This window comes from Streptococcus sp. 4094 (genome assembly GCF_013277125.1).
Taxonomy (GTDB): domain Bacteria; phylum Bacillota; class Bacilli; order Lactobacillales; family Streptococcaceae; genus Streptococcus.
In genome coordinates this window covers 23731-42593 of record NZ_VMMI01000005.1, presented here as the reverse complement: position 1 = coordinate 42593, position 18863 = coordinate 23731, and the positions used below count along the sequence as shown (strand labels likewise).

Annotated in this window: 13 protein-coding genes, 3 pseudogenes and 1 other annotated feature; of the genes and pseudogenes, 14 read left to right on the top strand and 2 right to left on the bottom strand. The window is 31.6% G+C overall.

From position 1 onward, the window contains the following. The first annotated feature begins 220 nt into the window (after positions 1–220). The gene (locus tag HT721_RS00895) at positions 221–1312 is read left to right on the top strand and encodes a thioredoxin domain-containing protein (protein WP_173212403.1); all 1092 of its coding nucleotides are present in this window, start codon (positions 221–223) and stop codon (positions 1310–1312) included. A gap of 409 nt (positions 1313–1721) precedes the next feature. On the opposite strand, the gene HT721_RS00890 is transcribed toward HT721_RS00895, so the two are convergent. Further along, positions 1722–2618: a tyrosine-type recombinase/integrase gene (locus HT721_RS00890; RefSeq protein ID WP_049532748.1), complete on the bottom strand. Its 897-nt coding sequence runs from the start codon at positions 2616–2618 to the stop codon at positions 1722–1724. A gap of 102 nt (positions 2619–2720) precedes the next feature. On the opposite strand from HT721_RS00890, the gene HT721_RS00885 reads away from it, so the two are divergent. After that, on the top strand, positions 2721–3773 hold the full coding sequence (locus HT721_RS00885) for an ATP-grasp domain-containing protein (protein ID WP_173228707.1): 1053 nt from the start codon (positions 2721–2723) through the stop codon (positions 3771–3773). Here HT721_RS00885 and HT721_RS00880 read toward each other — a convergent pair. Further along, entirely contained in the window at positions 3756–6170 is a 2415-nt protein-coding gene (locus HT721_RS00880; protein ID WP_173228705.1) for a hypothetical protein, read from the bottom strand. The two genes, HT721_RS00885 and HT721_RS00880, sit on opposite strands and share 18 nt — an antisense overlap. Positions 6171–6455: 285 nt before the next feature. Between HT721_RS00880 and HT721_RS00875 the strand changes: the two are divergent. From HT721_RS00875 to ppc, 12 genes and pseudogenes are all read left to right on the top strand, one after another. After that, positions 6456–6804: pseudogene (locus tag HT721_RS00875) on the top strand (XRE family transcriptional regulator). A 293-nt stretch (positions 6805–7097) separates the two neighbouring features. Beyond that, positions 7098–7376 (top strand): hypothetical protein, encoded by a 279-nt coding sequence (locus HT721_RS00870; RefSeq protein WP_173212856.1) that lies wholly within the window; start codon positions 7098–7100, stop codon positions 7374–7376. A gap of 57 nt (positions 7377–7433) precedes the next feature. Continuing rightward, the gene (locus HT721_RS00865) at positions 7434–8600 is read left to right on the top strand and encodes a toll/interleukin-1 receptor domain-containing protein (RefSeq protein ID WP_173212854.1); all 1167 of its coding nucleotides are present in this window, start codon (positions 7434–7436) and stop codon (positions 8598–8600) included. A gap of 14 nt (positions 8601–8614) precedes the next feature. Further along, a complete protein-coding gene (locus HT721_RS00860) occupies positions 8615–10027 on the top strand; it encodes an SIR2 family protein (RefSeq protein WP_173212851.1) in 1413 nt (470 codons plus the stop codon). Beyond that, positions 10027–10647 carry a TIR domain-containing protein gene (locus tag HT721_RS00855; protein ID WP_173212849.1) on the top strand — a complete coding sequence of 207 codons (621 nt, stop codon included), beginning with the start codon at positions 10027–10029 and terminating at the stop codon, positions 10645–10647. The genes HT721_RS00860 and HT721_RS00855 overlap by 1 nt, the downstream gene beginning before the upstream one ends. Before the next feature lie 375 nt (positions 10648–11022). After that, entirely contained in the window at positions 11023–11379 is a 357-nt protein-coding gene (locus HT721_RS00850; RefSeq protein WP_173212847.1) for an SAG1252 family conjugative relaxosome accessory protein, read from the top strand. Between the two features lie 4 nt (positions 11380–11383). After that, a complete protein-coding gene (locus HT721_RS00845) occupies positions 11384–11749 on the top strand; it encodes a MobC family plasmid mobilization relaxosome protein (protein WP_000401235.1) in 366 nt (121 codons plus the stop codon). Continuing rightward, a pseudogene (locus HT721_RS00840) lies at positions 11736–13565 on the top strand (SAG1250 family conjugative relaxase). The gene HT721_RS00845 and the pseudogene HT721_RS00840 overlap by 14 nt, the downstream one beginning before the upstream one ends. Before the next feature lie 103 nt (positions 13566–13668). Then, positions 13669–13908 (top strand): helix-turn-helix transcriptional regulator, encoded by a 240-nt coding sequence (locus HT721_RS00835; RefSeq protein WP_173212845.1) that lies wholly within the window; start codon positions 13669–13671, stop codon positions 13906–13908. A gap of 39 nt (positions 13909–13947) precedes the next feature. Further along, positions 13948–14262 (top strand): annotated as a pseudogene (locus tag HT721_RS00830) (transposase family protein); the annotation flags it as partial. A 143-nt stretch (positions 14263–14405) separates the two neighbouring features. After that, entirely contained in the window at positions 14406–15629 is a 1224-nt protein-coding gene (locus HT721_RS00825) for an FtsW/RodA/SpoVE family cell cycle protein (protein ID WP_173212843.1), read from the top strand. A gap of 24 nt (positions 15630–15653) precedes the next feature. Then, a complete protein-coding gene (gene ppc, locus HT721_RS00820; protein ID WP_173212841.1) occupies positions 15654–18350 on the top strand; it encodes a phosphoenolpyruvate carboxylase in 2697 nt (898 codons plus the stop codon). Positions 18351–18446: 96 nt separating this feature from the next. Continuing rightward, positions 18447–18665: a binding site (T-box leader), on the top strand. Positions 18666–18863: the final 198 nt, after the last annotated feature.

The following is an 18863-nucleotide window of genomic DNA, read 5'->3' as shown; positions in this document are numbered from 1 at the left end:
AAAAGGACACACGAATAGAACGTTTATGTAGCATGAGAGAGGAGGTAGTTAAAACAAATAAATATGATTGTGTTAATCATTATTTTGAAAGCAAATGATGTTTCTATTCTGCAGAGCGAAAAATACCATTTCAGTATAATATAGCTACCTTTTAGGATTTGCTTAAAAATTTAGTTTTAAAATGTGTAAAATAAAATTATCAATAAAAAGGAGCCACATTATGAAGAAGTATTTATTACAATCTTTATTAGTTAGTACCGTAGCGTTAGTTACCATTAGTCCGAATCTTGTTTTGGCTGAAAGTGCTGAAACAAAATTTTCTGATACAGTGCCATCAGCTTTAAATTTAGAACCAGCTGTTACAGAAACCACTGGAGAATCTTTAACTGAACAAAAGTCTAGCGATAGAGAAAATGAAAGTAACGTTCAGCAATCTACGAAAGAAATTATTAAGAAAGAAACTGAAGATATGAAATCAGTTACATATGAAGAATATGCTTCAAATGTGTCTGATTTTAATAAAATTAGTATTGCTGAAGTTCGTCAGATATTCACTTCAGAAGATTCGGAACATACTTTATATTTTGGAAGAGGGACATGTTATCATTGTCGTGAATTTTCTGGAGTATTGAAAGAGTTTAATATGCTGATTGATAAAAAGTTAGAATATTACGATATAGATGGTGAGGATTTTGATGATTCTGCTAAAGAGTTCATTTTTAAAACAATCGGTATTCCTGGAACGCCAACAATTATTTATTTTAAAAATGGTAAAACTATTTCTGGTTGGGTTGGTGGAGGAATAACTGCACAACAACTTTACGATTATCTCTATTTTGGAAAAACTGATGAGAAGCCGAAAAGAGAATTTGAAAATGATAATAAAAATATTATAAATCCAGAGAATTCAATGCAAACTATGGATACTAAAGAGGATACAGTTAAAATTAAAACAATTACAAATCAAATCCCTAAAGATATTCCACTATCTGACGAAAATTTACAGAAAAAGATTGTAGTTAAATCACAAGATACTTTTGGAAAGACTATTGAAAATATAGAGGATAATTCTAAAGATAGTGTGGTTGGTGTTAAAAATCAGGAGAATCCTGAACTACTTTACAGTAAATTTAATGAATATAAATCAGATTTTATAGTATCAACTAATTTTAAAAAAATAGAATCGGAAGTAAAAAATTTACCCCAAACAGGAGAAGAACAATCGATTAACTTTGTTCGTTTAGGAATCGCCTTATTTATTACTGGAATTTTTATAATAAGTAGTCATTTAAATACTAAAAATGAAGTATAAGATCATAAGAGTATAGTAATCTACTGGAAATAGATCACATTAGATATTTATGAGAAACAATGTAGATAATCTTTTTACCAAATTTTCAAAATAAAAATAAGTAAATAAATTGAGAAATTTACCTAAGTAGGAAATAGATTTCTCAATTTATTTTATTGTGGGAGGATTTGATTCGCTTTTACAGTAATTAAGTTCATTTATCAATCTTTTTTTATTATATTTAAGAATATTTGAAAACAGTATTTTAGAAAACAATTATGGAGTTTTAATACGGAATATAGTATAAATACTGATTCAAAGTGAGGTTTTGTATGTTTGTTACTTTTGTTGAGTATAAAATCTATTAACTAAAGTCGAACTACAAAAATTAATTTAAGATGAAGTGAACTGTAGACTTTGGAAATGTCTCTTACTCGATTTCAGAATGAATCGCTGATACAGGATTAAAAGAACTAAGTATTTCTTTTTGTTTTGAATGAGATACGTGAGTATAGATTTGTGTGATTGATATAGAACTGTGTCCAAGAATTTGTTGAATATATCGAATATCTACATCACTATCTAGAAGCATTGTCGCAAAGCTATGTCTAAACATATGCGGTGTAATAGATCTAGAAAAGTTATTTTGTTCAACGATTCTTTTTATAACTAAACGTACACTTTGCTCTGACAATGGTTTAAGTGGATATTTCCCTGGAAACAAGAAATCATTTGATTCATTTCTTGTTTTATTTATATATGTTTCTAATAAATTGAATGTTTTTTGATCTCCTAAAAATAGGATACGTTCTTTCTTACCCTTTCCTATAATATGGAGTGTCTTATTGGAAAGATTAATATCTTTGAGATGAATGTGGCAAAGTTCAGAAATTCTGATGCCTGTTGAAAGCAAAAGTGAAATAATTAGTAGATTTCTTTCAGCGTGTTGTTTTTGATAATCAGTTTTAGATAGAACTACTCTCTGCTCTAAATATAAAAAAATACTTTTCAGAATGTCATACGGAATCGTTTTAGGCAATACTTTTTCAGTTCTAAATTGAAAACGCAATTGATTGAAGGGGTTCTCTTCAATTATGTTCTGGTATTTTAGATAGTTATAAAACACCTTCATACAAGCAATTTTTCTTCTTAATGTATTCGTTTTTATGTTAGATCGTGTCAACTGTTCTATATAGGATTCGACATTATCATAGTCTGAGTTATAAAATTGCATAAGATCATTCTTATAAGCTCGAATCGTGTGTGAACTCAAACGCTTATGAGTTTTGCAATAATCTAAGTAAGTAGAAATAAGTTTATAATCCATAAAAATCTCCTTTATCAATAATCATGCTATTATAAACCTATTTAGGTGCTTTGTATAGCGATAATAAATTGTTATCGGTAGGAGAGAGGGGTGCGAATATACATGAATGACTTGGTAAAATTTGTGAATAACACTCTAGAAAAATATCGATATTATATTATTGACAATAAAAAAAAGATATTCTTAGTCTGTCCAACTAAGTATTTAACTAATAGCGGTGAGAAGGGGGATAGATTTTCAGAGTTCTTTTCTTTATCTGAATTAGAGCAAGTATTAAAGTGTTTTCAATCACTAGGGATTTACACTGAAGTCTTTTTTGAGACTAATGCACTATTTTCAAAACTACTCTCGCTAGATGCTGATAAAATGAGTGATATCATTGTTTTTGAACACACAGAAAGTAATGGAATATGTGCTGGAGATAGTCTTATCCCTGCATTTTGTGAGACCAATGGTATTAAGCATATTGGGCCAAGTCCATATATAAATGCATTATTAAGTAATAAATTTCACTGGAGTATTTTATTACGTAACTACGGATTTGATATGCCGGAGTCGTTTCTGTATCAATATCAAAAAAAATGGCTTGCTGATTGCAAGCCACAAGAGGGGGAGCTGATATTTATTAAGCCTAATTCAGGTTACTGTAGCATTGGTGTTGATCATCTTTCAAAATGTCATTTAAATCAAGAGACTTGTGATTTACTAGATAAAAGAGTAGAGACGTATCAACAGGAGTTTATCGTTCAGCGTTTCATTGAAGGAGTTGAATATGAAGTTCCGTTTTTCGTGGATTATTCTGGGCAAATTCACGTATTGCCACCTATTCGTATTCATCATAATGAACAGAAAGATTTCCTTGATTTTCATGATGTTTTAACCGATGAATATACATTTAGTATTGAAACTGATTCAGAAATTCTTTCGACTTTAAATCAAGTAGTCTCCGAAGCTGTTTCTTTTCTAAGATTTGATAAATTCGGAAGAATTGATATCAGATATTCTCAAGGAAAAGCTTATATTTTTGATATCAATACTTATCCTCATTATATTGAACATAGTTCTTTTTATAAGTCTATGCATAGCATATATAAAGAAAATACATTAGATATCATAATGAAGTTACTTCTTGGAAACTTATTCCCAGATTTCTAATGGACTAAGTAAAAGTAATTGCCCCCAATGTTGCCAAATAATTCCAATTTCTTCAGGATAGTATTTTAATAGAAAACTATTATATTGAATAACATCCAATTCCCTATGTTCTAGTTCAATAACCAACTGTTTCATTTGTTTGGACAGTAATTGATTTCTTTTCTTAAAATAATTTTTACTTTGACTATCAGGAAGAGAACCCAATAATTCCTCAATGATTGCAAGTGCTGAATCTTTGTTTCCTAGAAAGAGGTTTATAAAGGCATAGTTATTATAAATATAGTATTTATAATAACTATCAACATCGGTATTGCGATTAATTGAAAAATATGCTTCCTTAATCAAGGGGAGACTGGTTTCTAAATCGCCTTTTAAAAAGTACATTACAGCAAAATTACTTTTGATTAAATCAACATCTGGTAGCGAATTTGGGTGAATATTTTCAAGAATTTCTGCATTTATGCTATCTTTATTAACAAAGTCCAGCAAAGAAATGTTGTTGATCAACATAATATTGCCAAAGGAATAACATGGAACAATACCATCTTCTAATTCTTGTAGTAACTGCTTTGCTATTCTATTAGCAGTTCTATATTGCAGTGTCAAGTATAGATTTGAGAGGTAATTAATCGTAGCTACGATATAATGTTTTGGATATTGAGATTTATGAGTATTGAAATAGTCATAGGCTTCCTGTAGACTTTTTTCTGCTATTTCAACAGAATATTCCATATTGCTATTAAGTTTTTGAGCATAATACAATAAGCCTATATAAGTATTTTGAGGAAATTGAGCGATAATTTCCTCAATTTTTTTATTCACTGAATCAATTTTCTCTAATTGCGATAGTTCTAATAAAATATTTTTTTTAAGAATTAAAAATTTTAATAAATATTCCTTGTGGATTTCTTGAGCATCTAGTCTATTAATTTCTAGTTCAATTTCAGTTAATAGTTCTTTTTGTCTAATTATATCAATAAATTGATTGTATAGAGTTTGAAATTTTATATCCAAGATTTCCAATTTTAAATAAGGATGAAAATCTGAAGTTTTTTCTATTAATTTTAAAACATCTTCAAAATTTCCTGAGATAAAATAGTTAATAGCAGAAATAATTAATTCATATTGTTCTTGAATTTTTTCTCTTAATGAATCTTCTTTTGTGGTAGATATATTTAAGCGCTTAAAGTCAGATATATTATTTAGAACTTGGGATATTTCTGATTCTTCTATGAGACCTAATTTACTAGCAAGGAGATGACGGTCATGATAATTTCCTGGATAAATAATATCAAAGCATCTTAAAATAATTACACTATACTCATAACGTTCCGTATCTTCCCATTCTTCTAGGGCATATAAGACATAATCACTAGCAAAACTATAATAATCAGTCGTTTCGATCAACAGATTTTCATTAATACAATCATTCAAGTAAGATTCTAGTTGAATTTGATTTAAAAAATTAGTTGCTAAATTTTTATTAATATTTGTTTTATCAATTAATGAGATATTCCTAAGAACAGAGTAAAGATTTTCACCGTTACGCTTCGTCAGCAATTCTTCTTTAAGTGATTTTTGTATATTGATCTTTTCTATGTTATTTCCTAGTATCAGTTGCTGAATAATCGTTACTAAATGTAAGTTCCCATTTAATAGGCTATATATACTTTTTAGCTGGGTATCATCAATTTTTTGTGTATTAACAATTTGTTGAAAATCTCCAAATGAAAGTTTTTCGATGTGCAGAGATTTCGTTTTATTTATACTTTTTGTTGCTGTAAAAATGATTGTTAAATTGTCAAACATCGAACTTGATTTATAATTTAATAATTTATAAAAAAATTGTTTCACAACATCTGATTGCTTATCAAAGTCATCTACTAAGATAATTACTTCGTTCTTTTGGAGAAATTTTGAAAGTATATTAAATTTGCTTTTATAATATTCATTAGATTCAGTCTCAAACGCATGACTTTTTCTAAAAGTGGATAATAAGTCTTTTACCAATTCACCAATTGGCAAATCTATTCCTATAGTTAGCCTTGAGTCATTTAGTGTATTTGAGAATTTTGATGGCCAATTCTTTGAATTAAGTTCCTCAAAAAAATTCTCAAAAGTCATCAAATCTTGATTTATTTTAAAAATTGAATATGATTTATTTTGATAGTATTCATAGATTTTCGATATGATTGAGGTTTTTCCATATCCTCTTTCGCCAACAATAGAAATAGATTTATCAAAAGTATTACCGTACAAGCCGTCATTTATTTCATCAGTGATTATAGATACTATTTTTTCAATATGAGGGAAGTAGTACAAATTTGTGTCTCCTACCGATAACAATTTATTATCATTAGTATACCATAAATTCATTTTTAGTTGTTTGATTTGCATAATGATTTTTTTAGTTAGAATTAAATAACAAACTATAGTATTGGCCAACTACGGTTTAAAACACTGTTTTAAAATTATATCTAATACTTTTGAGTTATTTACAAACTTACAACAATGTGATATTTGTATAGTCTGAAGAAAACAAGTACAAGTTTATTAGAAAAGCAACATTTTATAGAATTATCACTAAAAATTCTAATTTTAGAATTATACGTTCTATTGATTTAGAATCTGTTTTTAAATTTCTAAATGTTATAATAGTATTATCGAGTAAAAGAAGATGCCATGATTAGAAACAATATAAAATTCATACGAAAGGCACATGACCTGACACGTCCAGAATTTGCACGAATTATAAGCATTTCACCTAAATCTAGTGGGAAGATAATAAACTGACTTTAAAAATGGAGATTGTTAAGAAACGTTGAACAAATTTCCTAACTCATCACTATTGTTATCAAGATAGCCAGAACCTCATCTTTAATGATGGGACAATCACTGGATTGTAATGAGTGACGCCTTATCTGATATGGTGAATACCAACATTTATCTAGTGACTACTTTTGAAGAGCTTGAGCGTTACAGGTGCTACTTGGATGGTATTGAGTACATGCAAAAAACATCAGAAATGTGAATGGTAGCTTAATGAGTTTATATGATTATAGTGAGGATGAGTTTTTCTGTACCTTAGGTCTAAATATTTTCATACTTACGAAAGGAAAGTGAATGAGGCAAAATCCAATAGCTATCTTCCTCCATAGACAAAGCGAACTAGAAAGACAATTATTAATTGCATCAAGCTCAAAGAGTTTCTGTTCGGTGAGTGGAGTAAGGTAAGAAGTAAATGTTGAGACTGGGGAAAATAAATTGAGAAAATTTTAATTAGTCATGCTCTATGTTATACCAAATAGCAAGAGGGGGAACACTATGAAATTAAGAGATATATTAGATAAAGAATTTGAAGAGATTGTTACAGAGTTTCAAAATAGAGGAATAATATTTGAAGATCAATTTAAAGTAATGACTTCAATGTTTTATAAGAAATATTCAACGGAGTTCTGTGAATTATTAGAAGAGGAAACAAGATTAAACGTGTGGTATGGTTATCAGGATTTTTATTTTTTCTATTACGATAGTGAAAGATACGATTATCAACTGGCTTCTCTTGTTGCAAAAAAGTATCAAATTAAAAAAGGGAATTTGTAATAATTTCCGTAGAGGAGTTATAAAACAGTACATATATATTATGAGGTGGCAGATTATATGGGCAAAGTAATGAGACAATACAATGAATTTTATATAAAATTGCAAAAAGAGTTTAAACCGGCTCATAATATAGTCATAGAGACTATGCCAGAAAAATTTTCTAGCAAGGACTATGTTGATAAATTTACTTATATGTTTCCTGACAAAATTTCTAAGCTGGAAAAGGAAAGAAATTATTGGTATGGTAAATGTATTATTAAAAAGAATTTAGTTAAAATTCGGCGTAAAAGAATATCTTTAGAGATTTATGATTTTATTCTTGAGACATCTAAACATATAAGGAAACGAACAAGGAAAAATTTTTTAAGTAATGAGGAAAGAAAGAATCAAGTAGATGAAATTCGCAAAAAATCTTTAGCGAAATTAAAGTTACAATCTATAAAAAGAAAAAAAGTATTAGATTATATCCAAGAAATAGATCCACCGTATCTAAATCATTATCGTAAAAGATTTTTCAGAACACATGATTTACATGAAAGATTAGAGATTATTAGAGAACTTTCAAAGTATGATTCGAAGAAAGTCCATAATTTTTTCTATGCGATAAATGGTCATACAAGAAATCAATCGCTAAAAAAAGAAGTTCAGTCATACTTTCAAAGCTTATCTTTACCATTTAAATTGAGTAGAAAAAAGAAAGGAAAAACGAATTTTATTGATAATGAAATAGTAACAAATAGGAAAGGACCAGAAGAATTGAAGAAGAGGCTATATATTGATGATCTAGAAAAGATAAAAAAATTTGATATCTTTCTTTCACATAACTCTCAAGATGAAGCAAAAATAATAACCTTTTATAAAAAACTAAACAAAAATGGCCAAGTCATATATATTGACTGGGTTAATGATAAATACGATCTGAAACGAGAATGGTGTAATACTTCAACAGTCGATATTATCAAAGAGCGTATAAAACAATCGGATGTATTTGTTTTGTACTTTTCAAGTAAGACACTTAATTCTCAGTGGTGTGCTTGGGAATTGGGATATGCAGATGCAATTGGAAAGAAAATATGTATCTATTTTTCAGAAAAAATAAATAAATCAATTATTCCAAAGTTCTACTTTAAATATCCAAAATTACTTTTTTCTGAAGATTTTATGGTTAAAAATCATGGACAGTCAGATATTCCATTTACTAAATGGAAAGAGAATAAAAAATAATAGAAGGATTCAAGATGAGGAAAGAGCAATTTATTAAAAAATTTACGAAAGCTGTTCAAGATAGCAATGCGGCAGTTTTTGCTGGCGCAGGAACATCAGTTGACGCAGGATTTGTTAACTGGAAAAAGCTCGTAAAGCCATTTGCGGATGAGATTGATTTAGATATTGATAAAGAGTCAGATTTAGTGGGATTGACTCAATATTATATCAATTCTAAAATGGGAAATCGAGGTTCTGTAAATCAGGAAATAGTTTATCAATTTTCTAGTCAAGAAGCAGAAACAAAAGTAACGAATTTACTAACAAGACTACCCATTTCTACATATTGGACGACAAACTATGATAACGTAATTGAAAACGGTTTAAAGAAAAACAATCGTAGAGGAGATATAAAGAGAAAGATAGATGATTTAGCAATTAGTATTCGTGATAGCGATGCCATTGTTTATAAGATGCATGGTGATGTAGATTCGCCTAATGATGCAGTTATTTCAAAAGATGATTATGAAAGATATAGTGATAAAAACTCTTTATTTGTAACAGCTTTACGAGGTGACTTAGTTTCTAAAACATTTTTATTTGTAGGTTTTGGTTTTGAAGATCCTAATTTAGAATCTATTCTGGGGAAGGTAAATGTCCTGCTGGGAGATAATAAGAGAGAACATTATTGTATTCAAAAACAAGTGTTAGAGAGAGACTATGACGCAGACATCGAGGGATATAATTACGCTAAAATAAAACAAGATTTAAAAATCAAAGATTTACAGAGATATGGAATAGAGACCGTTCTAGTAGATGATTATTCTGAAATATCTGACTTGATACAAAAAATTGAGGAGGAGTACTTAAAAAATACAATCTTCATTTCAGGTAGTATATCAGATTATAATGAGAATTGGAGTGAAGAAAAGGTAAATCAATACTGCTATGATTTATCTAGTTTTCTTATTTCAAAAGATTATAAAATAATATCAGGGTTTGGACTGGGGATAGGAAGCAGTGTTATTAACGGTGCGCTGGACCAAATTTATAAAACTAAATATAGACATGTGGCTGAACACCTTGGTTTGTTTCCTTTTCCACAAAATGCCAATGGAGAGAAATCGTTAAAAGAACGTTGGACCGAGAACCGTGAACAAATGATTAGTGAGTCAGGGGTGTGTATATTTTTATTTGGTAACAAGCTAGTTGATGGTAAGGTAGAACTTGCTTCAGGGATGATGGAGGAATTTCAAATAGCTAAAGAAAAAGGAAAGATAATCATTCCGATTGCCTCTACTGGATTTGCTGCAAAAGAAATTTTTGATGAGATGAAACAATCAGGAGAATATAGTTATTTAGATAATTACTGGGAAACTTTGGAGACTGAAAAGGATTTCACTAAAGTTTTTTCCACGATTGATAAAATTGTCAATGAGGTACGATAATGGCAACCAAAATATTTATTTCGTTCCGTTTTAGTGATGGAAAAGAGATTAAAGATGAACTAGTTGATTTATTTGATGAATCTACTGAGGTAATTAATAGATCAGAAGATGTTGATAGAAGTCAAATGAGTGAGAACATTATTCAGGAATACCTATATGAGAAGTTAAAAGATACATCGGTTACAATTGTATTATTAACTCCAGAGGCTGTTTCTTATAGAAAGAATTGGATTGGAAATTATGATGATTGGCTTTATGATGAACTAAGGTATTCTTTAGAGGATAGAAAAAATAACAGAACAAATGGTGTCATAGCTGTTTATACTGATGAAGCTAAAGATAAGGTACTAGATGATAGTACTCATTATTGTCAGCATTATCAGCAGACTAAGTCGTGTAGGTCTTTGAAATATTTTGATAATTTAGCTAGAAAGAACATGCTAAATATTAAGTCGGCTTATAAGAAAAATCCATGTAATGATCTTTATGATAATGAGCACGATTCTTATATTTCTTTAGTAAGTTTGAGCGATTTCAAAGAAGATTATAGTCAGTATATACAGAATGCCAAAGACAAAAGAGAACGATTAGATGAGTTCAATATAGCTAAGAGGATGTAATAAACAATCCTTGTAGATAATTCTGCTATTGAGATAAGTTCAACTTTTTAAGAGCCGAAAGGCTCTTTTTTCATCCTCTCATTCTCCTGTGATAACTTTTCCAAATTCCCTCTGATATACTTTTTTCAACTTTAAAAAATCCAACTAAGATTTTTCTCTGGGGGTTTGGGGGCAGAGTCACCAAGTTATCTTATCGTTAGCTGTCAAAACTGGAAGGTTTTAGTCAGCTGGCGATATGATTTTTGGGATATTGTGGACACAATATCTGAGCTCGCAAAGCCTTACAAAAATGTTGAAGCTGTTTTGAAAAATGTACTGACAGTGTCTGTAAGCTTACATTGTAAGTACAGGTATCAATAAAGGAGGAAAAGTCATATGAAAAGAGATATACGTAGTATTCGGAAACAATTTCGCTTAACAGAAACGGAAGAAAAACAAATACTAGATTTAATGAGAGAGAAAGGAGAGGATAATTTTTCTGATTTTCTTCGTAAAAGCTTACTATTGTCTGATGGACAAAAACAGATGGAAAAATGGTTCAACCTTTGGAAAAAACAAAAGTTGGAACAAATTAGCCGTGATGTTCATGAAGTATTCATAATTGCTAAAATAAATCATCAGGTTACTCAAGAACATGTTTCTATTTTGTTAACTTGTATTCAGGAATTAATTAACGAGGTAGAAAAAACAAGTCCTTTTAGTGAAGATTTTCGTAACAAATACATGAGGTAGTTTAGTGGAGCACCGATATAGAACAAATTTAAAAAAAGTCTTTTTATCTGACCTAGAATTAGTCAAATTGAATGAAAATATCTCAAAAAGCAACTGCTTATCATTCTCAGAATATGCTAGACGAACTCTACTAGATCCTGGTATGAATTTTATCACCATTGATACAAATAGTTATCAAGATTTGATTTTTGAATTAAAACGAATCGGAAATAATATTAATCAAATAGCCAGAAGCATAAATTATTCGAATTTAATAACGGAAGTTGAATTAAATGAGTTGAGAAAAGGTATAGAAGAGTTAATAGTAGAAGTGGAGAAAGATTTTCTTATTCAATCTGAAAAATTGAGGAAATTTTATGGTCATCACTAAACACTTTGCGATTCATGGAAAAAATTATCGTAGTAAACTAATCAAATATATTTTGAATCCAAGTAAAACAAAAAATCTAACACTAGTTTCAGATTTTGGTATGAGAAATTATTTAGATTTTCCTAGTTATAAAGAACTAGTGAAGATGTACAATGATAATTTTTTAAGTAATGATATTCTTTATGAATTTCGTCATGATAGGCAAGAAGTAAAACAACGAAAAATTCATTCTCATCACATCATTCAGTCCTTTTTTCCAGATGACCACCTCACTCCTGAACAAATCAATCGGATTGGTCAGGAGACAGTTAAAGAGTTGACAGGAGGTAGATTTCGTTTTATTGTAGCAACTCATGTCGATAAAGATCATATCCACAATCACATCATCCTAAATTCAATTGATCAGAATTCTGATAAAAAGTTTCTATGGGATTATAAGGCAGAACATAATCTACGAATGGTTTCTGATCGTCTTTCAAAAATTGCAGGGGCAAAAATTATAGAAAATCGTTATTCGCATCGTCAGTATGAAGTTTATCGCAAAACAAATTACAAATATGAAATAAAACAACGAGTATATTTTCTAATCGAGAACTCGAAAAATTTTGAAGATTTCAAGAATAAAGCAAAAGCTTTACATTTAAAAATTGATTTTAGACACAAGCATGTTACTTTTTTTATGACTGATTCAAATATGAAACAAGTCGTACGTGATAGTAAATTGAGTAGAAAACAACCTTATAATGAAACTTATTTTAAGAAAAAGTTTGTTCAAAGGGAAATCATAAACATCTTAGAATTTTTACTTCCGAAAATGAAGAATATGAATTAATTGATTCAACGAGCAGAATTTTTTGGATTAAAAATAATACCGAAAGAAAAACATGTTCAATTTGAATTTGATGAGATTAAGATTTCAGAGCAGGAATTGGTAAAAACGAATCGGTATAGTGTTAGTTATTTTCAAGACTATTTTAATAACAAAAATGAAACTGTTGTCTTAGATAATAAAAATTTAGTTGAACTTTACAATAAGGAAAAGCTAATTAAAGAAAAAGAGTTGCCGACAGAAGAGGTGGTATGGAAATCCTATCAAGATTTCAAGAGAAATACGGATGCAGTTCATGAGTTTGAGGTAGAGTTGAATCTTAATCAAATAGAAGAAGTAGTAGACGATGGAATGTACATTAAGGTACAGTTCGGCATCCGACAAGAAGGACTTATTTTTGTACCAAATATTCAAATCAATATGGAAGAAGAAAAAGTTAAAGTATTTCTCAGAGAAACTAGTTCTTACTATGTATACCATAAAGATTCAGCAGAAAAAAATCGCTTTATGAAAGGTAAAACTTTGATTAGACAATTTAATCTTCAGTATGAACCACAGTATATGTATAGAAGAATTCCTCTTAGCAAAATTAAAGAAAAAATAGAACAATTAGATTTTCTTATATCTGCGGAAAATAGTCCGAATGATTTTGAAGATATAACACATGATTTCATTGCCCAAATATCATATCTAGAGAATTTGATTGAACAAGTCCAAAATAAAATTGATGATTTAACTAATTTAGAAGAAGTATTGTTGAATGATGCGAGAAATAGTTATGGAAATTTAGAAAATAGTATTCAAGGAAAAATTTCAGTAGATATAATAGAGAAGAACTTATATTTCTATAAAGGAAGAATTGAAAAACTGAAGGAGCAACATAGAGAAGCTGTAAATACATTTGAAATGTTTAATCGTACAATAAAGAACTACAAGAAATCAAAAAATATGAAATCTAACAAGGAAAAAGAGATACATATAGAGTAAACACTTTCCTAATAAGTATGTATAAAAGACTTTCGTGTGCCAATTTGTCATATTTCCTAAAATAAGAAATCAACTATACTATACTTATTTTAGGAGACATTAGATGTTGAAAAGGATTAGAGATTTACGTGAGGATACTGATTTGACACAAGAATATGTTGCAAAAATAGTCTTAAATTGCACAAGATCAGCTTATTCTAAAATGGAATCAGGTACCAGATTAATCTCTATAGATGACCTTATCAAACTTGCAGATTTTTATAAGGTAAGTTTAGACTACCTTGTACGTCGAATGTGTAGCTTTGTTGCTAAAAGCGTAAAAACCTTGGAACGAAAGGGATGATAGACTTTCTGCGAAACAAAAATACAATACAATAAAACTATGAATGATGAAGCAAGTAAACAATTAAGCGATAGCCGTTTTAAGAGACTTGTAGGTGTTCAGCGCACGACTTTTGAAGAGATGTTATCTGTGTTAAAAACAGCTTATCAACGTAAACGCGCAAAAGGTGTACGAAAACTCAAATTAAGCCTAGACGATCTCCTCAAGGTAACTATTCAATACATGCGAGAATAGCGCACTTATGAACAAATTGCGGCTGATTTTGTCATTCACGAAAGCAACTTAATTCGTCGGAGTCAATGGATTGAAGCAACTCTTATTCAAAATGGTTTTACGATTTCAAATTCTGCCTTAATTCTGTAAAAACAGTAAAATTCGAAGGATTGTAAGGTAAGAGTTTTTTTCTTTCTGAAAAAATGGTATAATAGCAATCAAAACTAGAAAATAAAACGGAATTTGGAACAGATTTGTCTGTATCCTAGTAGAGTGGTGATACTATGAAGATTAGTAAGAGGCACTTATTAAATTATTCCATCTTGATTCCCTACTTGCTTTTATCTATTTTGGGCTTGATTGTGGTCTATTCGACCACTAGCGCTATTTTAATTGAAGAAGGCAAGAGCGCCTTGCAATTGGTTCGAAACCAAGGAATCTTTTGGATTGTTAGTTTGATACTGATTGCCTTAATTTATAAATTGAGACTAGATTTTTTGAGAAATGAGCGACTAATCATTTTAGTTATATTGATAGAAATGCTTTTATTGTTCTTGGCTCGTTTTATTGGTATTTCCGTAAACGGGGCATACGGTTGGATTTCAGTTGCAGGAGTAACTATTCAGCCAGCTGAGTACTTAAAAATCATTATTATTTGGTATTTGGCTCACCGATTCTCCAAACAGCAAGAAGAAATAGCTATTTATGATTTTCAAGTTTTGACTCAAAATCAATGGCTTCCCCGTGCTTTTAATGATTGGCGATTCGTTCTCCTAGTTCTGATTGGAAGTTTGGGAATTTTCCCTGATTTAGGGAATGCGACTATTTTAGTCTTGGTTTCCTTGATTATGTATACAGTTAGTGGAATCGCTTATCGCTGGTTTTCAACCATTCTGGTGCTCGTATCTGCCGCTTCTGTCTTTGTCTTGACCACTATCAGCCTAATCGGTGTTGAGACCTTTTCAAAAATTCCAGTATTTGGCTATGTGGCCAAGCGCTTTAGTGCCTTTTTTAATCCTTTTGCCGATCGTGCTGATGCAGGTCACCAGTTATCTAATTCTTATTTTGCCATGGTCAATGGCGGTTGGTTTGGTCTAGGTCTTGGAAACTCGATTGAAAAACGAGGTTATTTACCAGAAGCTCATACAGACTTTGTCTTTTCTATCGTGATTGAAGAATTTGGCTTTGTTGGTGCCAGTCTTATTTTAGCTCTCTTGTTTTTCATGATTTTGCGGATTATCTTGGTCGGTATCCGAGCGGAGAATCCTTTCAATGCCATGGTTGCACTCGGTGTCGGAGGGATGATGTTGGTTCAGGTATTTGTCAATATCGGAGGGATTTCGGGCTTGATTCCATCTACAGGAGTAACCTTTCCCTTCCTATCCCAGGGTGGAAATAGTCTTCTAGTCTTGTCAGTGGCAGTGGCCTTTGTCTTAAATATTGATGCCAGTGAAAAACGCGCTAAGTTGTACCGAGAATTGGAAAATCAACCAATGAACCTTCTGTGAAGTAGAATAAAGAAAGGATAGTCTATGTCTCTTCAAAAATTAGAAAATTATAGTAATAAAAGTGTTGTGCAAGAAGAAGTCTTGATTCTAACAGAATTGCTGGAAGATATCACTAAAAACATGCTTGCCCCAGAGACCTTTGAAAAAATCATGCAGTTGAAAGAATTATCAACGCAGGAAGATTATCAAGGTCTAAACCGTCTAGTGACTAGCTTATCAAATGATGAAATGGTCTATATTTCACGCTATTTTTCAATCTTACCTCTTTTGATTAATATTTCAGAGGATGTGGATTTAGCTTATGAAATCAATCATCAAAATAATATTGATCAGGACTATTTAGGTAAATTATCTACAACGATCAAAATGGTTGCTGAAAAAGAAAATGCCGTTGAAATTCTTGAACACTTAAATGTTGTCCCTGTTTTGACAGCCCATCCAACACAAGTGCAACGCAAAAGTATGTTGGATTTAACAAATCATATTCATAGTCTTTTGCGTAAATACCGTGATGTTAAGTTGGGGTTGATCAATAAAGAAAAATGGCACAATGATTTGCGCCGTTACATCGAAATTATCATGCAGACAGACATGATTCGTGAGAAAAAATTAAAAGTGACTAACGAAATCACGAATGCTATGGAATACTACAACAGCTCCTTTTTGAAAGCTGTACCTCATTTGACGACGGAGTATAAGCGCTTAGCGCAAGCGCATGGGTTGAATTTAAAACAGGCTAAGCCAATCACCATGGGTATGTGGATAGGTGGTGACCGTGATGGAAATCCATTTGTTACAGCAGAGACCTTGAAGCAGTCTGCACTCACTCAGTGTGAAGTCATCATGAACTACTATGATGAAAAGATTTACCAACTTTATCGTGAATTTTCTCTTTCAACTAGCATTGTCAACGTCAGTAAGCAAGTCAGAGAAATGGCTCGTCAATCCAAGGATAACTCGATTTACCGCGAAAAAGAGCTTTACCGTCGTGCCTTGTTTGATATTCAATCAAAAATTCAAGCAACAAAAACCTATCTGATTGAGGATAAGGAAGTTGGGAATCGTTATGAAACCGCCAATGATTTCTACAAGGATTTGATTGCCATTCGAGATTCTCTACTAGAAAATAAGGGCGAGTCCTTGATTTCAGGTGATTTTGTGGAATTATTGCAGGCAGTAGAGATATTTGGTTTTTACCTAGCATCAATTGATATGCGACAAGACTCTAGCGTCTATGAAGCCTGTGTGGCAGAACTCTTGAAATCAGCAGGAATTCATTCTCGTTATAGCGAGTTGAGCGAAGAAGAAAAGTGTGACCTTCTCTTGAAAGAATTAGAAGAAGATCCCCGAATTCTTTCTGCGACTCACGCAGAAAAATCAGAATTATTAGCAAAAGAACTAGCTATTTTTAAGACGGCTCGTGTTTTGAAAGATAAGTTGGGAGATGATGTCATCCGCCAAACCATCATTTCGCATGCTACCAGCCTTTCTGATATGCTAGAATTAGCTGTCCTATTAAAAGAAGTAGGACTGGTGGATACGGAAAGGGCGCGTGTTCAGATTGTTCCCCTTTTTGAAACAATTGAAGACTTGGATCATTCAGAGGAAACAATGAGAAAATATCTTTCTCTTAGCCTTGCCAAAAAATGGATTGCTTCACGCAATAACTACCAAGAAATCATGCTTGGTTACTCTGATAGTAATAAAGATGGCGGTTACTTATCATCATGTTGGACCCTTTACAAGGCTCAACAACAATTGACTGCTATTGGAGATGAATTTGGCGTTAAGGTTACCTTCTTCCATGGCCGTGGTGGGACTGTCGGTCGTGGTGGTGGGCCAACCTATGAGGCTATCACCTCTCAACCACTCAAGTCTATCAAGGATCGTATCCGCTTGACGGAGCAAGGAGAAGTAATTGGCAATAAATACGGTAACAAAGATGCTGCCTACTATAACCTTGAAATGCTAGTATCTGCAGCCATTAACCGTATGATTACTCAGAAGAAGAGCGATACCAATACCTCAAATCGTTATGAAGCCATTATGGATCAAGTAGTGGACCGTAGTTACGATATCTACCGTGATTTGGTCTTTGGTAATGAGCATTTTTATGACTATTTCTTTGAGTCAAGTCCAATCAAGGCTATTTCAAGCTTTAATATTGGTTCTCGTCCAGCAGCTCGTAAGACGATTACTGAAATCGGTGGTTTGCGTGCCATCCCTTGGGTATTCTCATGGTCACAGAGTCGTGTTATGTTCCCTGGATGGTACGGGGTTGGTTCAAGCTTCAAGGAATTTATCGATAAAAATCCAGAGAATATTGCTATTTTACGAGATATGTACCAAAATTGGCCTTTCTTCCAATCGCTTCTTTCAAATGTTGATATGGTTTTGTCAAAATCAAATATGAATATTGCTTTTGAATATGCTAAACTTTGTGAAGACGAGCAAGTTAAGGCCATCTATGAGACTATTTTAAATGAATGGCAAGTTACTAAGAATGTTATCCTGGCTATTGAAGGACATGACGAACTCTTAGCTGACAATCCATATCTAAAAGCTAGTCTGGATTACCGTATGCCTTACTTTAATATTCTCAACTATATTCAGTTGGAGTTGATTAAACGCCAACGCCGTGGAGAATTGTCCAGTGATCAAGAACGATTGATTCATATCACCATCAACGGAATTGCGACCGGATTGCGTAATTCAGGCTGATACCTATCAAACTTCCTCTTTTCTATAGGGGAAGTTTTTGAATCTTTCAAAAAAATGCTAAAAGAGTCTTGACAAGTAGTTGAAAAATGATATAATTTAAACATTCAGAAAAGTAATCATAATAAACTTTTTAGAGAGTCTGTGGTAGCTGAAAACAGATAAGTGATGATGATGAAAATTGGGCTGAATGTTATTTAGAATTTGAAATCATAAAAATTCGGTGAGCACACCTTACAGTGCATCTCGTTATTGCGAGACAGAGCGATAGGGAAATTCCCTATAATTGAGGTGGTACCGCGCATCGACGTCCTCACACAAGTTTTTTGTGTGAGGACTTTTTTGATGGAGGTTAGTATGGAAAGAAAACGATGGCGTCGCTTGTTTATACTCAATGAAAATCAAAAAGCAAACTAGGAAGCTAGCCGNNAGGTTGTGGATAGAACTGACAGAGTCAGTATCATATATCTACGGTAAGGCGACGCTGACGTGGTTTGAAGAGATTTTCGAAGAGTA